This window comes from Lacibacter sp. H375 (assembly GCF_037892425.1).
Taxonomy (GTDB): domain Bacteria; phylum Bacteroidota; class Bacteroidia; order Chitinophagales; family Chitinophagaceae; genus Lacibacter.
In genome coordinates, this window is record NZ_JBBKTT010000001.1 from 534,800 (window position 1) to 560,244 (window position 25,445).

21 protein-coding genes are annotated in these 25,445 nt (G+C 40.3%); 7 read left to right on the forward strand and 14 right to left on the reverse strand.

All coding sequences use genetic code 11. The features are described 5' to 3' along the window. Positions 1–16 precede the first annotated feature (16 nt). On the forward strand, positions 17–853 hold the full coding sequence (locus tag WG954_RS02375; protein ID WP_340433250.1) for an arsenite methyltransferase: 837 nt from the start codon (positions 17–19) through the stop codon (positions 851–853). A gap of 165 nt (positions 854–1,018) precedes the next feature. On the opposite strand, the gene WG954_RS02380 is transcribed toward WG954_RS02375, so the two are convergent. The 3 genes from WG954_RS02380 to WG954_RS02390 form a co-directional block, all read right to left on the reverse strand. After that, a complete protein-coding gene (locus tag WG954_RS02380) occupies positions 1,019–1,789 on the reverse strand; it encodes an SDR family oxidoreductase (protein ID WP_340433252.1) in 771 nt (256 codons plus the stop codon). Between the two features lie 45 nt (positions 1,790–1,834). Continuing rightward, entirely contained in the window at positions 1,835–2,275 is a 441-nt protein-coding gene (locus WG954_RS02385; protein ID WP_340433254.1) for a nuclear transport factor 2 family protein, read from the reverse strand. A gap of 68 nt (positions 2,276–2,343) precedes the next feature. Then, entirely contained in the window at positions 2,344–2,925 is a 582-nt protein-coding gene (locus tag WG954_RS02390) for an adenylate kinase (RefSeq protein ID WP_340433256.1), read from the reverse strand. Between the two features lie 184 nt (positions 2,926–3,109). On the opposite strand from WG954_RS02390, the gene msrB reads away from it, so the two are divergent. Further along, positions 3,110–3,694, forward strand: a complete 585-nt coding sequence (msrB, locus tag WG954_RS02395) for a peptide-methionine (R)-S-oxide reductase MsrB (RefSeq protein WP_340433259.1) — start codon at positions 3,110–3,112, stop codon at positions 3,692–3,694. Between the two features lie 68 nt (positions 3,695–3,762). Here the strand turns inward: msrB and WG954_RS02400 are convergent, their stop codons facing one another. The 5 genes from WG954_RS02400 to WG954_RS02420 all read right to left on the reverse strand — a co-directional run bounded on the left by WG954_RS02400 (position 3,763) and on the right by WG954_RS02420 (position 11,309). After that, complete coding sequence (locus tag WG954_RS02400; RefSeq protein ID WP_340433262.1) at positions 3,763–4,200, reverse strand: DUF2721 domain-containing protein; 438 nt, start codon at positions 4,198–4,200, stop codon at positions 3,763–3,765. Between the two features lie 53 nt (positions 4,201–4,253). Next, positions 4,254–6,641 carry a TonB-dependent receptor gene (locus tag WG954_RS02405; RefSeq protein WP_340433264.1) on the reverse strand — a complete coding sequence of 796 codons (2,388 nt, stop codon included), beginning with the start codon at positions 6,639–6,641 and terminating at the stop codon, positions 4,254–4,256. 68 nt (positions 6,642–6,709) lie between these two features. Then, the gene (locus WG954_RS02410; RefSeq protein WP_340433267.1) at positions 6,710–8,290 is read right to left on the reverse strand and encodes a DUF1501 domain-containing protein; all 1,581 of its coding nucleotides are present in this window, start codon (positions 8,288–8,290) and stop codon (positions 6,710–6,712) included. Between the two features lie 17 nt (positions 8,291–8,307). After that, positions 8,308–9,990, reverse strand: coding sequence for a DUF1800 domain-containing protein (locus WG954_RS02415; protein WP_340433270.1), 1,683 nt, complete (start codon positions 9,988–9,990; stop codon positions 8,308–8,310). 140 nt (positions 9,991–10,130) lie between these two features. Next, positions 10,131–11,309, reverse strand: a complete 1,179-nt coding sequence (locus WG954_RS02420) for an acetyl-CoA C-acyltransferase (protein ID WP_340433273.1) — start codon at positions 11,307–11,309, stop codon at positions 10,131–10,133. A 141-nt stretch (positions 11,310–11,450) separates the two neighbouring features. Here WG954_RS02420 and WG954_RS02425 point away from each other — a divergent pair, with 141 nt between their 5' ends. The 3 genes from WG954_RS02425 (at position 11,451) to WG954_RS02435 (ending at position 14,027) form a co-directional block, all read left to right on the forward strand. Continuing rightward, complete coding sequence (locus WG954_RS02425; RefSeq protein WP_340433276.1) at positions 11,451–12,056, forward strand: hypothetical protein; 606 nt, start codon at positions 11,451–11,453, stop codon at positions 12,054–12,056. Continuing rightward, positions 12,056–13,156 carry a quinone-dependent dihydroorotate dehydrogenase gene (locus tag WG954_RS02430; protein ID WP_340433279.1) on the forward strand — a complete coding sequence of 367 codons (1,101 nt, stop codon included), beginning with the start codon at positions 12,056–12,058 and terminating at the stop codon, positions 13,154–13,156. The genes WG954_RS02425 and WG954_RS02430 overlap by 1 nt, the downstream gene beginning before the upstream one ends. Before the next feature lie 70 nt (positions 13,157–13,226). After that, positions 13,227–14,027 carry a TerC family protein gene (locus WG954_RS02435; protein WP_340433282.1) on the forward strand — a complete coding sequence of 267 codons (801 nt, stop codon included), beginning with the start codon at positions 13,227–13,229 and terminating at the stop codon, positions 14,025–14,027. Between the two features lie 52 nt (positions 14,028–14,079). On the opposite strand, the gene ruvB is transcribed toward WG954_RS02435, so the two are convergent. Then, entirely contained in the window at positions 14,080–15,111 is a 1,032-nt protein-coding gene (gene ruvB, locus WG954_RS02440) for a Holliday junction branch migration DNA helicase RuvB (protein ID WP_340433284.1), read from the reverse strand. Between the two features lie 46 nt (positions 15,112–15,157). Here ruvB and WG954_RS02445 point away from each other — a divergent pair, with 46 nt between their 5' ends. Beyond that, positions 15,158–15,820: an NADPH-dependent F420 reductase gene (locus tag WG954_RS02445; RefSeq protein ID WP_340433286.1), complete on the forward strand. Its 663-nt coding sequence runs from the start codon at positions 15,158–15,160 to the stop codon at positions 15,818–15,820. 111 nt (positions 15,821–15,931) lie between these two features. On the opposite strand, the gene WG954_RS02450 is transcribed toward WG954_RS02445, so the two are convergent. Together WG954_RS02450 and WG954_RS02455 are read right to left on the reverse strand one after the other, a co-directional pair. Continuing rightward, positions 15,932–16,639, reverse strand: a complete 708-nt coding sequence (locus tag WG954_RS02450; protein ID WP_340433288.1) for a peptidoglycan DD-metalloendopeptidase family protein — start codon at positions 16,637–16,639, stop codon at positions 15,932–15,934. Between the two features lie 103 nt (positions 16,640–16,742). Then, positions 16,743–17,219 (reverse strand): hypothetical protein, encoded by a 477-nt coding sequence (locus tag WG954_RS02455; RefSeq protein WP_340433290.1) that lies wholly within the window; start codon positions 17,217–17,219, stop codon positions 16,743–16,745. 99 nt (positions 17,220–17,318) lie between these two features. On the opposite strand from WG954_RS02455, the gene WG954_RS02460 reads away from it, so the two are divergent. After that, positions 17,319–18,410 carry a hypothetical protein gene (locus WG954_RS02460; RefSeq protein WP_340433293.1) on the forward strand — a complete coding sequence of 364 codons (1,092 nt, stop codon included), beginning with the start codon at positions 17,319–17,321 and terminating at the stop codon, positions 18,408–18,410. Between the two features lie 170 nt (positions 18,411–18,580). Here the strand turns inward: WG954_RS02460 and WG954_RS02465 are convergent, their stop codons facing one another. From WG954_RS02465 to WG954_RS02475, 3 genes are all read right to left on the reverse strand, one after another. After that, positions 18,581–21,706, reverse strand: coding sequence for a S41 family peptidase (locus WG954_RS02465; protein WP_340433296.1), 3,126 nt, complete (start codon positions 21,704–21,706; stop codon positions 18,581–18,583). A gap of 120 nt (positions 21,707–21,826) precedes the next feature. Beyond that, entirely contained in the window at positions 21,827–22,249 is a 423-nt protein-coding gene (locus WG954_RS02470) for a hypothetical protein (protein ID WP_340433299.1), read from the reverse strand. 43 nt (positions 22,250–22,292) lie between these two features. Then, complete coding sequence (locus WG954_RS02475) at positions 22,293–25,187, reverse strand: leucine--tRNA ligase (RefSeq protein ID WP_340433302.1); 2,895 nt, start codon at positions 25,185–25,187, stop codon at positions 22,293–22,295. Between the last annotated feature and the right edge of the window lie 258 nt (positions 25,188–25,445).

A 25,445-nucleotide genomic window follows, 5' to 3' on the forward strand; every position in this document is an offset into this window, starting at 1 on the left:
TATAAACGTACAGATCATGTCAACAGAAACACAACTCAAAGAAATTGTAAAACAGAAGTACAGCGAAATTGCTTTGCAGGATAAAGAAACCAATCAATCGTCGTGCTGCGGTGCAGGTGGTTGCTCAACAGAAGTATATAACATCATGAGCGATGATTATACCAACCTGAAAGGATATAATCCTGATGCTGATCTTGGATTAGGCTGTGGCTTACCAACTCAGTTTGCAAAAATTCGCCCTGGTGATACAGTGATCGATTTGGGAAGCGGCGCAGGTAATGATTGTTTTATTGCCGTTGCAGAAACAGGGCCAACCGGTAAAGTGATCGGTATTGATTTTACTCCTGCTATGATCGACAAAGCAAGAACCAATGCAGAAAAAAGAGGATTGAACAATGTGGAGTTCCGTCAGGGCGATATTGAACACATGCCTGTTTCTGCAAATACTGCAGACGTAGTTGTGAGCAACTGTGTGTTGAATTTAGTGCCGAACAAAGATGGTGTGTTCAAAGATATTTTTCGGGTGTTGAAAGCAGGTGGTCATTTCAGCATTTCTGATGTTGTATTGGTTGGAAATTTACCTGAGGCATTGCGTAAAGATGCAGAGATGTATGCAGGTTGTGTTTCAGGTGCTATTCAAAAAGAAGTGTATCTCGAATTGATCCAGCAAAATGGATTTGAACATATCACCATCCAGAAAGAAAAAGCAATTGTGATCCCGGATGATATTCTAAAAAATTATTTGAACGAACAGGAACTTGCCGATTTTAAACAAGGAAACACCGGCATTTTTTCTATAACCGTATTTGCACAAAAGCCTTCCTGCTGTGCACCCGGCAGTGGCTGTTGTTAATTCTTTTTTTCACATATAAACCTTAGCATCATGAACACTAATCAAAATGATCCCGGATGCTGCTCTACAGGCAGCGATTGTTGCGGCGGCGTTTCAGCTTGTTGTTAACATTAAGAAAGCCTCTGCTAATGCAGAGGCTTTCCATTTACTTTTTAGTTTTATTAATTATAAAGTTGAGCGCACTGCCCCTCCATCAATCATAATCGTTTGTCCTGTTACATAACCACTTTGCTTACTCAGCAACCAAACAGCCAGTGATGCAAAATCATCAGCTTCACCTAAACGACCAACAGGTATTTGCTGAATAGCTGCTTTTTTCACTTCATCAAATGCCACACCTGTTTGTTCACTTTTCTTATGGTATAAACGATCGATGGCGGGTGTGTTATGACTGCCCGGCCCAAGTATATTCAACGTAACTCCGCTCTTTGCAATTTCCTGGCTTAATGTTTTTACCATACCAACAACAGCCAACCTAAGCGATGTACTCAATACTAAATTTTCAATCGGTTGTTTAACACTGCTGCTTTCGATATACACAATACGACCATAACCAGCCTTGCTCATAGTTGGTACAAATGCCTGAGTGATCTCCACTTTCCAGCGAAGGATCTTTGCATAGGCATCATCCCAATCGTCCAATGTAGTTTCTAATACAGTTTTTGCTGGCGGACCACCCGCATTTACCAACATACCATGTAATGTTCGATCAGCCACTTGTTGTTTTAGTTGTTCTATAGTGAAGGATTGTGTAATATCTCCAACCACTACTTCAGCGTTTCGATGCACATCATACAACTCATGCAGCTGCTCCCTGTTTCTTGCTACTGCAATAACAACTGCCCCTTCTTCCAGTAATTTATGTGCAACCGCTTTCCCAAAACCACTTGTGGCTCCACCTACAATAAACAACTGATTTTCTAATTCAAGATTCATGATAATATTTTTTGCATTCAGGCCGCTAAGAGCATCCCCTCCATATTATGGTAATCGATTTGCATGACGGCTCACTAATAGCCAGCCGTTCTGTCGCTTTGCATACACTTCTGTATAAAGCAAAGAAATATCAATGGGCGTTCCGTTCATTACTACATTAAAAATACCCTTGCCATTAACGATCACGAAACCTTTATACACTCGTGCAGTTGCTTCACTCACTTTTACACTGGTCATAGTAAGCTTTCCGCTTTTAATATCTTCAATGATCTCTTTTTTATTTTCGGTCCAACCATTCGAATGAACATATTGCACACGTTCATCGAGAATTGCATTCAAGGAATCAAGCTGCCTGTTTACCATCCAGCGAAATTTATTCTCGTGGAGTTTTAGTACAAACTTTTCGGTGGCAGATTCTTCTTTTGTTTTTTGTGCAAAAGACCTTGCTGAGGCAAATATCAAAAGGAAGAAAAAAAGTTGTTTCATGCATTGAAGTTAGCAAAATAAAAAGCCCCGCAACAAGTGCAGGGCTTGGTCTATTTTCAAGTGAAGCATTAAGCCTCCATGTGTACTTCAATTTCTTTTTGCAACGATTCGAATATTTCATCGATCGTTCCTTCGCCTTCAATTTCGGCGAGCTTATCAAACTGTTTATAGTAATCAGCAACAACAGAAGTCTTGTTGCGGTATTCTACAATTCTTGCACGGATGATCTCTTCGTTTGTATCATCGCTGCGGCCGCTTGTTTTACCACGGTTGAGCAAACGCTTCACCAGTTCTTCTTCACTCACCAGCATCGAGATCATGGCATGGATCTGTGTGCCTTTTAACTTCAGCAATTTATCCAATGCTTCAGCCTGCGCAACTGTGCGTGGGAAACCATCAAACAAAAATCCTTTGGCTTGTGGGTTTGCATCCAATGCTGAGCTGATCATACCAATTACTACTTCATCCGGCACCAAATGACCTTTGTCCATCAACTTTTTTGCTTCAAGGCCAAGCGGTGTTTGACCGGCAATTTCGCTACGCAGCAAATCGCCTGTGCTCAAGTGCTTGAGACCATATTTTGCAATTAACTTTTCTGACTGGGTTCCTTTACCACTGCCCGGAGGGCCAAATAAGATCAAATTAAACATAAGCAGAATGTAAGCTTGATGAAGTTGTAAATATAAACAGCATCATTTAAAAATCTGCAATCTGAACCTATTTTGATTGCAATTTGTTTAATACAAGGGTTTGTTAAGATAAAAAGACTGTCATTAAACAGACATCCGTTAGCAACCAGCCTTTCGTAACTTTATCAAACAATAAAAATTGATCATGAAGCAACTATTGACGATGCTTGTTCTGGTACAGCTTACATTTGTTAGCTGTGATGCGCAATCAACCCAATCAAAAGAAAAAAAGAATACTATGAGTGAAGCAAAGAAACCCGATCAGCCAAAAACTGGCAACCCGGTTTATTCTAAAAGCGATTCTTCAAAAGTGAATCTGAGTGAAGAAGAATGGAAAAAAATACTTCCATCCGATGTTTATTATATCGCACGCCAAAAAGGAACGGAGCGACCATGGACCAGCAAGTTTGAAAAGTTTGAAGAAGTGGGAACGTACTACTGCGCTGCATGTGGTAACTCATTGTTTAAAAGCGATACCAAATTCGACAGTGGTTGCGGATGGCCCAGCTTCTATGAACCCATCAGTAAAAGTTCGATCATTTACACACCAGATAATACACATGGTATGCAACGTACCGAAGTACAGTGTGGGCGCTGCAAAGCACATTTAGGTCATGTGTTTGAAGATGGTCCGCCACCAACAGGCTTACGTTATTGCATTAACGGTGTGATACTTGATTTTGAAAAAGCAAAAGAAACGGAAAAGAAATTCAATGAGAAGAAAGGTTAAGTTTTGTTTTAGATAATTATCAGAAGAAACGAATCAGCAATGGTTCGTTTTTTTATTGGAAGAATGGTTTAATCATCATCATTATCAAGAAATGTTTTGAACAGGCTTGGTCTGTTAAGTTCCATATCACTTAATTCAAGATCGATAGCCCTGGTGCTGAGAATGATTTCAAACAATGAAAAGATCAAGGAAGTAAGCAGGCTTAGCAAACTAAATGCAAACACCCATTTTGAAGCTGCATCATACTCACGAAAAATAAGATACATGCAAATGATGCAAAGCAAAAAACTTAAGACACCTAAGGCCTGCATGTTACGTATCATGCTGATGCGTGTACGGAGGTTGCTGATCTGCTTATGCAAAAATTTTCGTTCCTCTGCTTTTCCATATTCATCGTGCAACTTTCGAACGAGCGCTGCTATAGCAAGAAAGCGATTGGTATAAGCCAACATCAACAATGTGATGGCTGGAAATAATAATGCGGGTGTTGTAATGGATAGTTCCATAACATGAATTTACGAATTGAAACCATACTCAGCACAATTCATAAACCGAACCATCACTTCCAGTTAAATTCTAATGGAACATTTAGTTTAATACTGAAGTTGCGGCCCATATTATACACACCTGTTCTACCTGTTGCCGGATTTTCACCAGCATACTTCAAACGGTTGAGATGATGCTGATAAGCCACATCGGCAAGGTTTGAAACCACGAAGTAAATACCGGCAAATGTTTTACCATTCTTTTGAAATTCTGTGCCAAGTCCTGCATTCAATAATGTGAACGATGAACTGGCTGTTTCTGTATTGTAAGTGGTGAACGCATTTTCCTGCGCAAAGTTATGATCAAGCTCCAGTTTGAAATAAGCATTGCGAAAGGTCTTTTGCTTTCTTTGAAAAAGTTCAAAACGCAATTCACTTAATACTCTTGCTGCAGGAATGAATGGAATGTTTCTGTTGCCTTCAACACGCTCTGATAATAATCCACGCACAAACGAAAATGAATTTTCAAAGTGCAGCCAGTCTAAAGGATGTGGATGAATATCCAACGAAAGTTCCAATCCATACAATCTTGCATCCTGTTGAACAAAACGGAAGAGATAAAAATCTTCGCCATCAATTGTAATAATTGAATCTGTACCTGCTAAAGAAGATTGCTTTTCGAAGAAGATATAGTTCCTGATACTGTTGTGAAACAATGAAGCCGTAAGTGTAAGATGTTCGCTGTTTAATTCAACACCTGCATCGGTCTGGAAACTTATTTCTGATTTGAGATCACTATTCCCTACTTCATAACGATTGGTTCCTTCGTGTGCGCCATTGCTGCTTAACTCAGCCATGTTTGGTGCACGGAAACCTCTCGCCACATTAAAACGAAGCAATACTGTTTTTGGAAATTCATACGTGAAACCTGCACTTGCAGATAAGTTGGAATAGTTGCGTTCAAATGCATTGAACTTTACATCAGGTCCTTCTAACAATTCTTTTCCATTGACTGTTCTGTTATCGAAACGCACACCACCGCTGAAATCAAAACCATTTACTTTCTTTTGTAAGAAAACAAATGCACCTGCATCATTCAAACGATAGTCAGGAATAATGGCTTCGGCACCTTTGTTGGTATTATGTTGATTCATACCACTCAGGCCAAATGAAAATTTCCAATCATTAATTTGTTTCAGATGATATTGCACATTGTAATTGATCGTCTTCAGATCAAAGTATAATTCCTGTTCAGCCGGATCTTCTGCATTGCCATATTCCCTGCGTTGGTTTCGTTGTACTCCAACATTCAGATTCAGTTTCCCTCCACGGATAAACAGGCTGTTATCACTTACCAATTTTTCATGTGTGATGTGTTGATAAGGGATCGATGGTTTTGTTGAATTGAAATCATCATCTGTTGCAACAGCTTCTAAAGGAGTACCTCCATACTTAATAAAGTTTCCATCGTTGTCACGCTCACCTTCCACCAATCCAAGTTTTTGATTGAACGTACTGAACACAAGATGACTGTAGCCCCACTTTTTACTCAAGCCAAGCATCGCACCTGCATTGCGTTCATTAAATTTCGAATTGAACACATAACCATCTTCTGCATTTTTATAATCAGCTGCGTCTTTTAATGAAGCATATGCGTTAAATAAAAATCCATTCTTATTACCGGCAACATTTCCTGAGTAACCTCTTTGCCTGTTGTTGGTTTGATAATTGCCAAATAGATTCGCTTTGAATTTACCTTCTGTTACCGGCACATTGCTGATGAAGTTTACCACACCTGCAATTGCATCTGAGCCATACATCAATGAAGCAGGGCCTTTTAATATCTCTGCTTTTTGAACGCTGTATTCATCCACTTCAATACCATGTTCATCGCCCCATTGCTGACCTTCCTGGCGCAAACCATCATTGATCACCACAACTCGGTTATAACCCAACCCACGAATAACAGGTTTGCTGATAGCAGGCCCTGTACTTGTTTGACTGATGCCCGGCTTTTTCGTTAATGCTTCAATAATATTGGTAGAACCTGTTTGTAACAATTCCTGTTTCCGCATAACCACAACAGGCGTGGTTACTTTTCGTAATGATGTAGCTGATGACACACCTGTTACCACGACTTCATTGTGTTCGGCAACAGTTGGCTTCAATTGAAACACTTCGTCAATATCTGATTTGAATTCGATGTTGAGAATAACGCTGGTGAATCCACTGTATGAAATTTCAACCAGGTGCCATCCGGCTGGAAGGTCTTTAAACTGGAACTTTCCATTTACATCGGCTGAAGTACCCCTGCGCAGATCGGGAATGAAGATGTTAGCGCCTTGCAAACCTTGTTTATCAATGCTGTTAACCACGGTTCCGCTGAAATTAACTGTTTTCGTTTGTGCAGAAACAGCGATCATTAAAAGAAAGGAAACCGACAGAAGAACTAGTTTTTTCATGCTTGTTTTTTTGAAACGATGTTGCAAATATAAGCGCCCGCCGTTTCGTTCCAAAAAAATTTTCCATGTTACCGAACCTTTAACATGGGTTTCACCTGCTGCGTCATCCCGTTCTGAAAGCGCATATAATAAACACCGGCAGGCAATGCATATCCTTCGAACGTGACCTGGTATTTACCTGCTGCATAAGTTCTGTCGACGGGTGTTTGTATAACCCTTCCAAGTGAATCCATGATCTGAACCAGTGTATGGCCACCTTTGGTTGTAAAGCTGATGGTGGTTGAAGTAGTAAATGGATTGGGATAATTAGAAATGAGCGTGATGCCAGCATTGCGCAGATCATTCACGTCAGTCGTAGTGCTGCAATTACCGCTTGCACAAATACCCAACTGCTGAAAGTTTTGCAGCATAATGGTTTGAAGGGTTGTATTATCAACACAAAACCAGTTTTGCAAAATACTTGAATACACACTACGGAAATCGAATTGCATCGGAATATTATCATTCACTTTTGCCGTGGTCGGTATGGTTGGGTTAACACCTGAAACGCCGGGATTTACTTTTGTACCAAACACAAACATAGGTGCAGCAGCGCCATGATCGGTTCCTGTACTTGCGTTTGATTTTATTCTTCTTCCAAATTCTGAAAAAGTCATACCTAATACACGATCTTCAATACCTAACCCTTGCAAATCATCCTGGAATGCTTTCACTGCATCACTCAGACGCTGCATGAGTGTTGCATGATTACCTGTTGATGTATCGGTATTTGTTTGTGCCGAATGCGTATCGAACCCTCCCATACTTACCATGTACACTCTTGTTTTCAATCCACCTTTAATTAACCGTGCAACAATTTTCAGTTGATCGGCCAATGTGTTATTGGTAGGATATGTTCCCTGTGTGGGCACAGCAGCAGCTGCTGCAGATATACGTGTTGAATATTGATTGGCCTGTTGCGCTACTAACCTTACATATTGCAATGCATCGCCTGCACGTGTTGCAGGAACAGGATCCTGTATACCATTGATGAGATTATAGAAATTAGTAGCACTTGAAATACTGATACCCATATTTACACTTGGCCCCTGGAATGCGAGTGATGCAGATGAACCAATTTGTATACCCAACGGATCGGGCACTGTTGTGTTAGGATAGCCAACCGGGTAATTTGGATACTGATCGTTAAGATAACGGCCACCCCAGCCCGACGTTAATTGCTCATCACTATCAGCCGCACTCATCCAGATATCAGTTGCACGAAAATGAGAGAAGTTAGGGTTTGGATAACCAACGGCCTGTACTAAACGAAGTTTACCATTGTTGTATAATGTTTGTAAACCCGTCATGGATGGATGAAGACCTACTGCATTTGTACCTGACAGCGTTAATACTTTATTTTGTGCAATGGCAATATTTGATCTTGCATTATAATAATTGCTGTATTGATCTAACGGAATCACCATGTTCAATCCATCATTACCGCCGTTGAGTTGAATGATCACAAGAACCCTGTCCGTTTCCACATAAGTATTAAGCAATGCAGCCATCACTGGGTTATCTCCCAACACACGGAAAGAATAATTACCAACCAGCGATGGCAGTACTGCTGCAGGTATGGTATTTTGTAAAAAGTCTCTACGTTTCATTTCAACGGGTTTTGATATTACATCAGTTGGTATTCAGCCAGGTTCATACAATATTTAAATAATCCACGTAAACGTGTATTTACAATATTATAATTGGCTGACGTTGGTGATCCGATATAAATGTTCCATGCATTGCTCCAGTAATAATCCTGATCTTGCCCTGTTAACAGAAAATCTTTTTTTAGCTGATCTTTTGATTGTTGCGAAATAGGAATGCGAAACAGCATTTCAAATAATTCATTAATCAGCAAATTTGGATCAGCAGGATTCGCAAGTTTTTTGGTGAATTCAACAGGATCGATCACAATTTTCTTTCCATTACGTGAATAACCATTGCCGATCATGAGATCACTGAATTGATTTCGTTTGGGAAGTGTATCGGTATTGATCCATAATTCATAGAACTGCGGCACCTGGTAATAAGCAGGCCAGCCTGCCACACTTGGTGGATCGCCTAAGTTTTGTTGGTAATTAGCTGCAATCGTCATCACATAATTCCACATACCATATGCATCGGCATAGGCTGTTACTGCATCAGGAAAAATAATTTCCCACTCACGACAAATTGCGCCTGCATGTTCCAATGGCGATTTGAGCATTGCTCCCTGGTTGAGTGCATCAAAGAAATGTTCACTCTTAAGTAAAGCACTCAGTGCAGGTTTTATTTCCCAGTTATTGTTACGAAGTATTTGTGCTAATGGTTCAATTACGTTTGCTTCTGCTGCGGCATCAATTTCTGAATACACAAAAAAACGATAGAGCTTCTTGGCCATGAATCGTGAAACTTCTATGTTCTTTGCAAAGATCATATTCAGTAAATCATCTAATTCAAGATCACCGGCTGTTGTTCCCGTTCTACCGGTAATAACAGTATTAGCAAAAAACGAAGAAAATGTTTTGTTGGTTGAATCGTGGCGTGATGAAGTGAAATAAGAAGGAAATGTATTCACATTACTATCAACCCGCCAGCCAGTAAGCACTTTAGCTGCAGCCTTCACATCAGCCTCGGTATAATTGGGGTTATTTTCTTTACCAAGTGTAAATAATTCCTGCAACTCACGTGCATAGTTTTCATCTGGCGCAGTAACCGTATTAAACCGTCCGTTAAGATAAATCAACATGGCAGGATCAAGTGTTACATCTCGCACCAGTTGTTTGAAGTTGCCCAATGATTTTGTTCTTAGCAGATTGACATGCTTGTACAAAAAATTTGCATTGCCAACATCTACTGTTTCTGTTGCAAAATGATTGTGCCAGAACAGCAACATCTTTTCCCGGATACTTCTGTCTTGATGAATGATGCAACCCATCCACCATTTCTTCAAAGATGCTCGTCTGCGGCTTTGAATCGTACCATCATTACTTACGCTGTTCACCCATGTTGCACCAGCAGCTACATCATTATCAGGTGTAGTTGCCCCGGTTACACCATCATATTCTTTTACAGGCGGATTTGGTAATGCGGCTGAAGGGTTCAATAGTTCATCTACCGCTTCATTCATTGTTTTTGCAGCGAAATAAGAAATATCAGAAAGTTTTGCGCCGAACATGGTTCGTTTAAGTAAATGCACCACTTCGTTCCGGGTCCATGGACCATTATAAACGTTCAGGCCAGAAAAAGTCCTTGAAAGCGTTTTTGAAATGCCAGTAGTAGCATTTCCAGATCGTTTACCCGCAGTAAGAAATTCCCTGCGATCCATATTCAGTTTGGTTTTGGTGTGAGGGATACGAAACCTTAGACCATGAATGTACAAAAAGTTTAATGGCGGTTCTAAAGAAAGACTCCTACGAAAAAGCCCCCGTTGTGGTGGAGGCATTTAATCGATATATCTCAGTTTGTTTAAGCAATGTTTTCAATAATACCGGCAATACCCTGCCCGCCGCCGACACATGCTGTAACAATTCCATATTTTTTATTGAGTCGTTTCATATCCTGTGTGATCTGGATGGTCAATTTAGCACCGGTGCAACCTAACGGATGACCTAATGCAATAGCACCACCATTGATATTCACAATATCAGGATTGAGATTTAGTGTTCGAATAACGGCCAATGCCTGTGATGCAAAGGCTTCGTTCAATTCAAACAAATCAATATCATTCAGATTCATATTTGCCTGCTTCAATACTTTCGGCACCGCTTCAACAGGGCCAATACCCATAATGCGTGGATGCACACCTGCAGAAACACAATTCACCAAACGTGCAATTGGCTTTAGTCCCAGTTGATTCACCAATCGTTCACTCATCACTATTACAAACGCAGCACCATCACTTGTTTGTGATGAATTACCCGCAGTAACTGTTCCGTTCACAGCAAATGCCGGTTTCAGCTTTGCTAATGATTCTGTATTTGTATCAGCACGCACACCTTCATCGGTATCGATCACATAATTCTTTGTTTGCTTCTTGCCTTTTGCATCGAGTGATACTTCTTCCACATTGATTGGAAGAATGCCGCCTCTGAAATAACCATTTTCAATGGCCGCCTTTGCTTTCATGTGAGAGTTGTATGCAAACAGATCCTGGTCTTCACGATTTACATTGTATTCTTTCGCAACAGCCTCGGCTGTTAGACCCATACTTAAGTAATAATCGGGTTCATCTTTGGCAATGGAATAAGCAGGCACTGTTTTCCAACCTGCTGTTGGCACCATGCTCATGCTTTCTGTACCGCCGGCAATAATACATTCGGCCATACCCATTCTGATCTTTGATGTAGCAATAGCAATTGTTTCCAAACCACTGGCGCAATAACGGTTCACCGTCATGCCCGGCGCATGAAAACCAACGGCTCGTGCCGCAATAATACGGCCTACCTGTAATCCCTGCTCTGCTTCCGGAACGGCATTACCTACAATTACATCATCTACTTGTTTTGGATCAAGCTGCGGCACACTTGCCAGCAAACCTTTGATGACATCAATGGCCAGATCATCGGGTCGTGTAAAACGGAATCCACCACGTTTTGACTTGCCCACTGCTGTGCGGTAACCCGCTACGATATATGCTTCCTGCATAGTAATATTTTTAGGTACAATCGTTAAATAGTTGTTTATGCAACTTTCTATACCAAAATTAACATCTTTCAGCACTTAAAGAAAAACTTTTTGCTATCCCCTTGATAAGCGTTTTTTTTGACCCTTGAAACAACAAATACCATGAAAAAACTAGCATTTTTCTTTCTCGTTGGTTTGGCCATTTCTTTTTCTGTTACTGCCCAAGGCGACACAGAAATGAAAAACCGCCTGGATATTTTTATGAATTTTAACCGGACACTGAACTTTGAGAAGATGATGGATTATATCTATCCAAAAGTGTTTACCGTTGCGCCGAGAGAACAACTTATAGAAATATTTAAATCAACCTTTTCGGGAAACGATGAAATAAGTGTTGAAATGGATTCGCTGAAACACGGAACTATTTCGCCATTAATTTCTGTTGATAAAGGTAGCTACCACCTGGTTGCTTATTCGATGCTGATCCGAATGAAGGTTAAGCAAGAGTCTGGCGAGCAGAATGGTAGTGCGAATTCACGAATGTTAGAGGGTTTAAAAAGCCAGTATGGCGAGAAGAATGTACGCTATGATCAACATACCGGGAAATATGTAATTACAGTTAATACAAGTATGGTGGCAGTAAAAAATGAGCTATCACCAAATTGGACATTCCTGAATTTTGAACCCGATCATCCGCTTGCAGCACAGCTACTGGATGAAGCTGTAACTACTAAACTTAAAACGTTCAAGGAGGAACACAAGAACTGATGTATCAATTTATACGGTCCGTTTTCTTTTTATTTGACGCTGAGAAAGTGCACTATTTCGCTATGAATGCCCTACGTTTCTTTTGTTCGATTGGATTCATAAAAAAACTGTTAGCTGCCAGCTTTCAACCGAAATCAAAAGACCTTGCGATTGAAAGATGGGGATTAGAATTTAAAAATCCTGTTGGTCTTGCAGCAGGTTTTGATAAAAATGCAAAATACCTGCGGGAGTTGGAAGTGCTCGGTTTTGGTTTTGTAGAAATAGGAACCGTTACACCCAAACCGCAGGATGGTAATGATAAACCACGCCTGTTTCGTTTACCGCAAGACAAAGCGATCATCAACCGCATGGGTTTTAACAATGAAGGTGTGAAAGTGGTGGCGCAGCGGTTGAAGGAATGGAAGCAAACACAAGATGCAAGGTACAAGGCACAAGGCACAACACTCATCACTCATCATTCATCACTCATCATCGGAGGTAACATCGGTAAAAACAAAGTAACACCGAACGAAGAAGCATGGAAAGATTACGAGATCTGTTTTAATGAGTTGTTTGATTATGTTGATTATTTTGTTGTGAATGTAAGCAGCCCCAACACTCCGGGCTTACGTGAACTGCAGGAAAAAGATTCGCTGCATAAAATTTTATCACATTTGCAAACGCTGAGAGCTGAACGTTTGAAATTAAAAGCAGAAGAACATATACAAAAACCTATCCTCTTGAAAATTGCACCCGACTTAACACAATCGCAGTTAGATGATGTGATTGATCTTGCAAGAGAGATTCAACTCGATGGATTGGTGGCGAGTAATACAACCATCAGTAGGGAAGGACTTACAACCGATGCCTCTGTTGTAACAGCCATTGGTGCTGGCGGACTCAGTGGTTTGCCGGTAAAGCAACGCAGTACAGAAATTGTACAGTACATTGCACAGAAATTAAAAGGCGAGGTACCTGTTATGGCAAGTGGTGGAATTTTTACAGCAGCCGATGCAAATGAAAAACTAGATGCAGGTGCTGCACTGGTGCAGGTTTGGACAGGTTTTATTTATGAAGGCCCGGCTATTGCAAAGAAAATTTGTAACAACTTACATCAATAAGCACTAGAGAATAAGCAATTGGCACGATGATTTGCCTGTTGTTAATTGCAAATTGACAATTCAAGAAAAAATGGAACATCTTTTTACATCAGAGAGTATTATCAGTTTTATCGTTCTTGTGGTGCTTGAAGTAGTACTTGGTATCGACAATGTGATCTTCGTAAGTATTATCCTCAATCGTTTAAAAGCAATCAAGGATCAAAAGAAAGCACGCAGGCTCTGGATGATAACCGGCATCCTATCCCGTAGTTTATTGCTGATGGCATTGGGATGGTTGTTATCACAAAAAGGAAAAGCAGTTTTCACAGTAGCAGGAAAAGGATTTGATCTCGCAAGTCTGGTGATGCTGGCCGGAGGTCTGTTCCTTATCTATAAATCCGTTCACGAAATACATCAAAAGCTGGAAGGCGAAGACCCAAACAAGGATCCGAAAAATGCAAAAGGCATTTCTTTTGGTCAGGCCATGGGGCAAATCATATTGATCGATGCGGTATTCTCATTCGATAGCATCATTACTGCAGGTGGTACAGCCAAGCATGTGGAGATCATGATCGCTGCGGTGGTTATTGCAATGACGGTGATGTTTTTATTCAGTCCTAAAATTGCAAGCTTTATTCATAAACATCCAACATTGAAAATGTTGGCGCTTTCATTCCTTGTAATGATCGGTTTGAGTTTAGTGATTGAAGGATGGAATGCAGAAGCTGCACACGAGTTGCATCTTAAAAATTATATTTACTTCGGTATGGCTTTCTCTTTTGCTGTAGAAATGCTCAACATGGTAATGCGCAACCGCCAGAAATCAAAACGTGTTGTGGAATTGAATGAACCGAAACTGGAACAAAAAATTGAAAGCGATCAGGCACATTAGCACAGAAATAATAACATCATAAAAAAGGTCGCTGCGTTTGCAGCGACCTTTTTTATGTAAACAATGTAGGATTGATTCCGGCATTTGGTTTCTTTCCCAAATGCTCATACGCTTTTGCTGTTACCTCTCTTCCTCTTGGTGTGCGTTGCAAAAAACCTTCCTGTATTAAAAATGGTTCGTATACTTCTTCCAATGTACCCGATTCTTCACCAACTGCTGTTGCAATGGTGGTAATACCAACTGGCCCGCCTTTAAATTTATCGATGATGGTTGTAAGAATTTTATTATCCATATCATCCAACCCAAACTCATCAACATTCAAGGCTTTAAGTCCATGTTGTGTTACACCAAGATCAATCACTCCATTTCCCAAAACCATTGCAAAATCACGCATCCGGCGTAAGAGCCCGTTTGCAATACGTGGTGTGGCACGACTACGTCCTGCAATTTCTTTTGATGCATCGCTGGTTATCTTCACATTTAAAATACCTGCAGCACGCAGAATAATTTTTTGCAGTGTTTCTGCATTATAATATTCTAATCTTGATTTAATGGCAAAGCGTGATAACAAAGGCGCACTCAGTAACCCACTTCTTGTTGTTGCTCCCACCAATGTAAATGGATTAAGATTGAGTTGAATGCTTCTTGCATTTGGACCACTGTCGATCATAATATCAATGCGGTAATCCTCCATCGCCGCATATAAGTATTCTTCCACCACAGTACTCAAGCGATGGATCTCATCAATAAACAAAACATCATTTGCTTCGAGCCCTGTTAACAACCCTGCAAGATCGCCGGGTTTCTCTATTACCGGCCCGCTTGTTTCTTTAATGTTTACCCCCAATTCATTTGCCACAATGCGGCTGAGTGTTGTTTTCCCTAAACCGGGAGGCCCATGAAACAACACATGATCCAATGCTTCGCCACGCATCTTCGCCGCTTTGATAAATATCTTCAGGTTCTCAATGATCTGTTGCTGACCACTGAAATCTTCAATATTCGAAGGACGAATATTGTTTTCGAATTCTTTCTCCGCAGCACTCAATGCTTCTCTGTCGCTATTTAAATTGGGATTGGCCATTTCTCGTTGTAACTTACTGTAAAACTAAACAATAAAACTAATCGTCATGAAAATAGGAATACTTGGTACTGGAGCTGTTGGTCAAACAATTGGTACAGCGTTGATCAACAAAGGTCACGAAGTGTTGTTGGGAAGTCGCACTGCTACTAATGAAAAAGCAATTGCATGGACCTCACAAAACGGAAACAAAGCAAAAAATGGAACGTTTGAAGATGCAGCACTTTTTGCAGAATTAATTTTTCTATGTCTTAATGGAAATGGAGCTGTTGATGCAGTGCAGCAGGCAGGCAATCATAATTTCAGCCGTAAGGTAGTAATTGATGTCACCAACCCTCTTGACTTTTCGCATGGCATGCCTCCTTCGTTGTTACCTGAATACAGCAACACCTGGTCGTTGGGAGAAGAAATACAAAAACAATTGGAAGGTGCAAAAGTCGTAAAAGCATTGAATACGGTTACAGCAAAGCTGATGGTCAATGCAAGTTTGGTAAACGATGCCAATCACAACTTATTTATTTGTGGTAATGATGTAGAAGCAAAAAATACTGTTAAGCACTTGTTTGCCGATAACTTTAATTGGAAACCTGAAAACATACTAGACCTCGGCGATATCAAGTATGCACGTATGACAGAAGGCATTGTTCCCTTCTGGGTAAGCGTAATGCAACAACAAGGAACTGCGATGTTTAATTATTTGGTGGTGAGATGAGCAGTGATGAGAAATGAATGACGAGGTAAGATCTGCTCCAAAACTATTAGCACTATATTCTGATTCTCCTTATTAGCGAGATGCTACTCATTATTGATCCTTCACTACTCATCATAAAAACCTGTTCATCTGTAAGATCAAATCAGGATCGGGACAATTTTTTAAATAAAATTTCTGATCACTCAAGCGGCACACACCGGGATAATCACCTTCATGCAACTCAATATTTTCAATGATCTGAAAATGCAGATGCGGCGGCCACTGACCATTTTCATGTGGTTCACCAAAATGTGCAAACACCTGTTCACGGTTAATGTATTGTCCTTCTACCAACGCTATATCTCTTAAACTCAAGTGACCCCACAATGTATAAAATGCAAAACTTTCCAACTGGTGTAATAACACAATCGTGGCACCGTAATCACCATAACGATCATTGAACTTAAAACTGTGTACCATACCACCCAGTGGTGCAAATACTGGTGTTCCTGCTTTACCCCAAATGTCAACACCTAAATGCAAGCGTCTTGGCTCGCCTCCATCCGGTGAATCAAACACTTTACTGCGGCTATACACACTACGATGTTCGGCATAACCGCCAATACCATAACGGGCACCTGCATTGCTCAACTGCTCATCAACATAGCTACTGAATTTTGAAACATCTTCAATCACTTCTTTTGTGAGCCCTTTATTCGTTTCTGTAAAATCCATTTTCAGCAATCGATCTTTCCCAGGTTCAAAAGGCACAACCGGGTAATACTGAGTTTTATTTTTTTCGAGAATATTAATGAGTGGCGTGGACATTCGTTTAAGCATTCTTTGTATTGCTAAATTACCATTCTAAAATCAAGCTTACATGAATATATTTCGCATAAAAAAGCCCCAGAATTTGGGGCGATGTTCTTATAGGTGAGCCTTACTAAACAAGATCCGGTTGCTTCACTTGAAACAACTCATCGAACGATATAGATAGATTGTTTGCTAATTGCTCTTCTAACAAATCTGCATAGGTTTCAAAATACACGATCACATCTTCACGTACGTTTCGTTTCAGCCAACGGAAACCACCTGGCAATCGTTGCAGCACTGCTTTGTCTTCAAGATATTCAAGGTTGTGAATATCACTTGGCGTTAAACCAATTTCCTGGAGTTTGCTGATAAGCAAACCAGCTGGTGCATTTGTAACACCACAATACTCTTCTGCCAGTTCCGTCCACTCACCAATGCCTGTGTGAGCATGAGCCAATATTTCTTCTTTACTTAAATTGGTAACTACTTGTGTAAGATTGCCGCAATTGCAGGCGCCATGGTTTCCCCATGCATAGGCTGCACCATTGCGGAGACGGGCTGCCGTTTCACGCAGCGCTTCAATCAGTTGAATATTTGCCTGTGCCATACGCTAATTTCCTACTAAAATAAAAATGCTGTTGCTTTTGTTGAAACATTAACATCCTTTAAAAATATTTACATCAACATTTCGTTTAAGCTCTATCGCATGAAGAAACATTACGTCTTTTTACTGGCTGCTTTCCTTGTGTTTAGCTTATTCGCTCATGCACAAATGATCACGGGTGTGTGGAAAGGCAAAGTGGGCAACGGCTTAAAGCCGGGCAAACTTGAACTGAAACTCATTCAGCGTGGCGACAGTTTATTCGGCACATCCTATTATTATGAAAATCCAAATAATTACCGTCGCTATGCAGTGAAGGGATACTTCAATCAGCAAACAAATGAAGTGATCTGGTGGGATGATGAATTGCTGGAAGCAAAAACAGGACGTATTGCCATTACCTCTCCCGGTGCAGTGCCGTTGCTGATGGAAGCTGATTTTAATTGTCCTGGCGGCGGCGTGATGATGCTTGATGGAAAAGCGGTAACGAAAGAAGAACAAAAAAACAAAGGCGATCTGCATTTAGATAAAGTGGATCAACCACAGTTTACTGATGAATGGAATTATGTGATCGATAATTATACAGTTGGTGCCAATGATCCTGATTTTATTGACAGTGTGGCAACGATTCATAAAACAGTAAAGCAACCGGAAGTTATAGCGGTTACACCTCCGCCGGTTGTTGTAACTGAACAGCCAAAGCGTGAAGAACCAAAAGGTGAACCCGTAGTAGTTCAGCCGCAACCAACTATTCCTAAGGAAACACAACCTGTTACAAAAACAGAAAACAAACCACCCTTAAAAGAACCAACAGTTTCTATTACTAAAGTTCCTACCATCAAAGAGAAGTTTGTTGAACGTAAAAAAGTATTGACAACAGAATTACCATTATTGGGCGATACGATTGAAATTCATTTTTATGATAATGCAGAAATCGATGGCGATTCTATTTCATTGTTCATGAATAACCGTTTGGTTTTTGAGCATGTAAAACTCAGTGACAAACCATATGTGGTAAAGTTTGCTGTTACTGAACTAACAGAAAGCAATGAATTGGTGATGGTGGCAGAAAATCTTGGTGCTATTCCGCCGAATACTTCTTACATGATCGCCTATGTAAATGGTGTGCGTTACACTGCTAATCTTGAAAGTACAGAGAACAGCAGTGCGATGATACGGTTTGTGAAGAAAGAGTGAGCTAAGAGTTTGGAAAAAGAGGGTTGTTTGCTACGCTTACAATGATTACCACAGAGACGCAGAGACACGGAGACAACAAAGATGATTTAGCAAATAAAAAGGGTGTACTGAAGTACACCCTTTGTTTATTAATTTAAGATGTGAATACCATGAAATTTATCACTCATCATTCATCCCTTGATTTGTTTCAATATTTCTTCAATGGCTTTATCCAACTGCGGATCTTTACCGTTTAGTTTATCTTCAAAACTGTTGATGAGTAAAATGTCCGGTTGCACACCACTCATCTCAAGGTCTTTCCCATCCAATGAATAACAACCCCATGCCGGCATACGCACATTACTACCATCAACCAGTCCAATACCACTGGTGAAGATGATCCAGCGATAAGTACCATTACCTATGATCTTGCCCAGCTTCAAGGCTTTAAAACCTTGCGCTGTCATTTCTGCGTCGCTCAACGATTGTTCATTGATCAATAAGATGATTGGCTTATCTGCCGGTGAAAAATTTGATTGAGGTGCTAACTTTCCTTCACGGTATTTCCATTGCAAGTAAGAGCGCTGACTTAAAAATTTCAACACTTCATCATGTACATTACCGCCGGTATTGTAGCGGAGATCGAAGATAAGTGCATCTTTGTTGATCAATTCCTGTGTCATGTCGGTAATGAATTGATCCAACTCACCGGTACCCATGTTCTTCATATAACCGTAAGCAATACGTCCTTTGCCTTTTTCATCAACTCGTTTCTGGTTGTTATCAACCCATTCATCGTAGAGTGTATTAAACAAAGTTGCCTGTGGATGAATTTTTACATTCACTGTTTCTGCACCACGTTTAAAAGTAAGTTTCAATTCCCTGTCACGTGATGGCAAGGTGAAGTAGGCATTACGGTCTTTGTTTACATCAACCTCTTCATCATTCACTTTCACCAATACATCCCCCGGTTTAATATCAATATTCTTACGATCAGCTGCAGAACGTTTCGCAATATACTTTACCTTATATGGCGCATCATTTTCGAAGATGATGCCTGTTTCCATAGTTGCGCTCGTTAATGCAATGTTTTCATCATCTCCAAATGTACCAAAGCCCTGATGCGAAGAGTTGAGTTCACCCAACAGATCGTTAAGCATTGTTCGCAGATCAGCACGGTTGTTTACAAATGGAAGAAACTGTTTGTAATAATCTTTTGTTTTTTTCCAGTCGAGTCCGTGGAAATTTTCATCATAATATCCTTCTTCCATGCCAGCCCATGCCTCATAAAACATCTGGTTAAACTCTTCTGCAAGATTTCGACGGAAGGTAAAACTGATATTAACAGGGTCAACACGGTTTGCATCAAGATTCAGTTTTGCAATAGTTCCGTTTGACAATGCATAAAATTTATCGCTCACTTCAATTGTTTCAAAACCAAAAATATTATCAGTACCTGCTATCTTCTCTGTCTTGTTTTGTTCAAATGGCTCGATCACTGTTTTCCAGATCGCACTGCGGCCTTCTCCATGATTACTTACAAATAACACCGTTGTCTTCTCTCCTTTCTGATACACATTAATTAAATACTGTGCACCAAACGATGGACTGATCTGCTCCAACCTTTCCATCAACAGATCGGTATCAACTGTAATTACTTTACCGGAATCTGCGTTTGCACCTTTCGCATCTTTCTTTTCTTCTTTAAACAGTTCACTGTATTTATCCAAACGATAAGGTTCATCTAATTTCTCTAATGGCACACGAAATACTTTTGCATTGGCCATGCCAAACGGATACGAAGGCTTCAAACGCTGCGAAACGAAATAAATATATTTTCCATCGGGCGACCATATCGGACTATTCTCTGTTACACCAGTATTTGTAAGATTGGTTGTTTTGTTATTCTTGATGTGATGAATAAAAATATCTTCTTCGAAATTTCTACGTGCAGTAAATAGAACATATTCATCGTTTGGTGAAAAACCGGGATCGCTGTTCTGGAAAGCCCATAGCTCATCTTTTACAATGGTTTTGCTTTGTAATGTTTTCAGATCAAGCAAACGCACTTCATCACGACCGCTGAGATAAACAGCCATGGTTCGTTTTTTATTTTGAACAAGACTCCGGTTATTTCGTTTATCCGTTGTGAGTTGTTTTGCTGCACTGCTGCTATCAGCACGAATAGTAAAAAGATTTGTATAACCATCAGCTGTTTGCGTAAAGAGCATTGTTTTGTTATCACTCATCCATTTTACTTCACGCACACGTTCTGCCGAACCACGATTGATCTGTTGAACAAATTTTCCATCCACATCACTCACAAATAATTCACCACGAGAGATGAACGCCAGTTTCTTTCCATCAGGCGACACATCAAAGGCTGAAATATTTCCACGCACTTCGTAATCTTTTTCCTTTGGCAATACATGATTGCGTACAATGGAGATGTCAAGTTTCTTTTCCTTATCTGTCTTTACATCATAGATCCATAGCTGGTAATCTTTTTCAAATACCACTTTACCTCCGTTGGCATTTACCTGTGGTGTTTTAATGGAAGATGAAAAACGGGTGAGTGCTTTCTTCTTTCCGTTATCCATTGTGTAAAGATTGTATTCGCCATTTGCTTCGTCAGAAATGTAAAACACAGTTCCTGCTTTGTCGATAGTAGCAGCAAAATCCTTTCCTTCCCATGTTGTGTATTTCGTATGTTTTTTTGTTTTGAAATTATACGATTGTATATCCGGGTTGAAAGGACCTTTGTACCGTTTCCTTTGCGACTGACTGATACTTTCCCATGTATCATTAAAAAATATCTCACCTGTTGTTGGATGCTCCACAAGGTTGTGATCATATTGAAAAAAATTACTCCCAAATACACGTTGTGGTGTGCCGCCTGTTGCAGCTACTTTAAAACCTGCTACCTGTCCCATACGACCACTGTTGAAATAAACATTCTTACTATCCCAGCTCCAACTGGTAACCTCATCGTTACCGCTGTGGTAAGTAATTTGTTTTACATCTCCACCATTCAATGGCATCACAAACACATCAGCGTTTCCGTATTGCCGCCCGGTGAAAGCGATCCACTTCCCATCGGGTGAAATACGTGGCGATGTTTCGTAACCCTGCATGGCTGTAATACGGGTTGCCTGTCCATCGTTGACATTGGCTTTCCACAGATCACCTTCAAAGGCAAACACAACGGTTTGTCCATCGGGAGTAAGTGTGGGGTTTGATAAAAAATGCGGAGTGCTTTGTGAAAAAGCAATGTTACTGATAAGGAATAAAAAAAGAACCGAATACAGAGACTTCATAACTGATGGTATTTATCTTGGAAAATACAAAACAACATCCATTGAACGGTTCAAAATGAAGAAAGGTTGATGAATGGCGAAAAACCTTCATCAACCTTCTTTATTATTGTATCAACTGTATTACTTCTTTGGCTCGTCTACCTGGTATTCCTTCAGGTGACGATATAACAAGGTTCCATTTTCAACTTTTACCAAACGATACTCCATGAATGTACTATCTGCATCATAAAAACCAATGATGCAGGAAAGGTCATCAGCACCTTTCTTTAATTCAGGTTTTGGCATAATGCCCATGTTTGGTAAGGTGAAGATCTTTTCGCTGCTTGCATCTTTGTATGAAAACTTCAGCTCATAATTGAGTGATTCTTTTTGCTCGAACAACTGTACTTTAAACTGTGCAGTATCAGGACCCGCAACATATTCTTTTACGGCAGCAGGGTTTACGGTTGCACGCTCTTTTACAAAAGGCTCATTATTATTGGGATTTTTTTCGCCACAAGCGGCCAGTGCAAAGAGGGCAATAACGACTACTAATTTCTTCATTTGTTGTTTTGAATTTAAGGGTGATGCGGTGTCCCACCGCAAATTATATTACTACATTGATCATTTTATTCTTCACGTAGATGATCTTCTTTGGTTGTTTACCATCGAGCCATTTCAATACCACTTCGTTGTTCAACACGATCTGTTCTACTTCTGCTTGTGTAATGCTTAGATCCAATGTTAACTCTGTTCTTGTTTTACCGTTGATAGCAACCGGGTAATCTTTGGTTGATTCAGTTACATACTTCGCTTCAAATTTCGGAAACGCAGCATCAAGAATAGAACCACTGTTGCCTAATGCAGCCCACAACTCTTCACTCACATGCGGTGCATACGGTGTTAAGAGAATAAGCAACTGTTCAAGAATTTCTTTCTTGTTGCATTTGAGATCGCTCAATTCGTTTACAGCGATCATGAATGTACTTACACCGGTATTGAAACTGAAACGTTCTGTATCATCTTCAATCTTCTTGATTGTTTTGTGCAACACTTTCAACTCGGCATCAGTTGCTTTGTCGTTGTTCCAAACCTGGCCTTTAAGATCATCATAAAACAAACGCCAGAGTTTTTTAATGAAGCGATGTACACCTTCAATACCTTTTGTATCCCAAGGCTTACTGATCTCCACAGGTCCAAGAAACATTTCATACATGCGAAAAGTATCTGCACCGTATTTGTTTACAAGATCATCGGGGTTCACTGTGTTGAACTTGCTCTTACTCATTTTCTCAACTTCGGCGCCGCAAATGTATTTGCCATCCTCTAAAATGAATTCGGCATTTACATATTCTCCGTTACGCCATTTTTTAAAAGTCTCTATATCGAGTTCGTAGCCATCAACAAAATTTACATCGACATGTAGTGGTAAGATTGATAAATTCCCTTCGTTGGAATTGATTGAAGGTGATTTCCAAGCCTCATTCATTCTCCCATTTAACCAATCTTCAACCGTTTCCTTACCAAGAAAACCTTTTCTCAAATATTCCTGATAATATTTGCTTGAGACAAAAATTGGATAATTAAATATTGCTGAACTATGTGGGCTCTGAATAGTAATTCGATACACAAATCTCGAACTTCCCTGTATCATCCCCTGATTCACCAATTTCTTAAACGGTTCATCGTAGCCAATATGTCCCAGATCATACAATGCTTTCGTCCACATACGGCTGTACAATAAATGACCAACTGCATGCTCTGTTCCGCCAATATAAATATCAACCTGGTTCCAGTAATCACTTACTGCACGGTCGCAGAATGCGTTTTCATTATGCGGATCCATGTAACGTAAGAAATACCAGGATGAACCTGCATAGCCGGGCATGGTATTCGTTTCTAATTCTTTCGCCACCCATTCAGGAATATTTGCCAACGGACCTTCGCCTTCAGGACCGGGAGAATAACTATCTACTTCAGGTAACAACAAAGGCAATTCAGTTTCGCTTAATGCATAAGCTGTTCCATCCTTCCATTGAATGGGGAATGGTTCACCCCAATAACGTTGACGGCTGAACGCTGCATCACGCATTCTGAAATTCACTTTTCGTACGCCAATTCCTAATTCCTCCAACTTGCCAATTACTATTTCGCTTGCTTCACGCATTGGTGTTCCATTTAAGAAACCACTGTTCTCCAGTATGGCATCTTTTGTTGCGTTGGCATCTTCGCCATTGAAATGTTTACCAATGATATTAGTGATGGGAATATTAAAATGCTGAGCAAATTTAAAATCACGTTCATCGCCGCAAGGCACCGCCATAATAGCACCTGTGCCATAACCCGCCAATACATATTCGCTGATCCAGATGGGAATTTCTCTTCCATCAAACGGATTCACGGCATATGCACCGGTGAATACACCGCTGATCTTTTTCTCAGCTTGCCGTTCACGGTCACTGCGGCTTTTTACATAAGCAATGTATTCATCAACTGCTTTGGTTTGCTCTATTGATTTTATCTGATCAACTAAATCCAATTCAGGAGCAATCACCATAAAGTCAACACCAAAGATGGTATCGGGTCTTGTCGTATACACCCGTAACTTTTGTTCGTGACCTTTTATTGCAAAATCTATTTCAGCGCCGCTTGATTTACCTATCCAGTTCGTTTGCATTTCTTTCATGCTTTCGCTGAATTCAATGCGCTCCAAACCTTCCAGTAAACGATCAGCATATTCAGTAATACGCAAATACCATTGACGCAATTTCTTTTTAACTACCGGATGTCCGCCACGTTCACTCACACCATTCACCACTTCATCGTTCGCTAACACAGTACCCAATGCTTCACACCAGTTTACTTCGCCATAGCCGCAATAAGCAAGGCGATATTGCATGAGGATGTCCTGCTGCGTTTTTTCAGCAAATGATTTCCACTCTTCTGCAGTAAAGGAAGTTATCGGGAATTGGGAATTAGGGATTGGGTGGCTGGCGTTACCTTTAGCTTCAAACGAAGCAATCAGCACATCGATCTTTTCAGCTTTGTTTGTTTTACGGTTGTAAAAACTATTAAAGAGTTGTAAGAAGATCCACTGTGTCCATTTGTAATAACCGGGATCACAGGTGCGCACTTCACGATCCCAATCGTAACAAAAACCGATATTGTCTAACTGGCGGCGGAAATTATTAATGTTCTGGTCAGTACTAACGGCCGGGTGTACGCCATGTTCAATGGCATACTGCTCGGCAGGTAAACCAAATGCATCATAACCCATCGGGTGTAATACATTAAAACCTTTCAGACGTTTGAAGCGGGAATAAATATCGCTGGCAATGTAACCAAGCGGATGACCCACGTGCAATCCTGCACCACTTGGATAAGGAAACATATCCAACACATAAAACTTTGGTTTGTCACTTACGTTCGAAACCTTGTAGGCATTTGTATTGATCCATTGCTGTTGCCATTTCTTCTCAATTTCTCTGAACTTATATTCCATGTACCGTTCCGGTTAGTTTTTATTTTGTAATCGACTATTACTAATTCTATTCCACTGTTGTTGCCACGCTCGCTTATGCGTTCTTATTTCTATTCATCATTAGGTGTAACACTTAATTGCTCATTTGAAAAACAGAACGTACAAGTGAGTGACACAACTGGCGATGAGTAAAGCTGTGAAAGAAGACTTAAAAAATCATCTTCGTGCAGCATTTCTGCACCACTTGCAAAATAAGTGCAGAACACCCTCGTTAAAGGG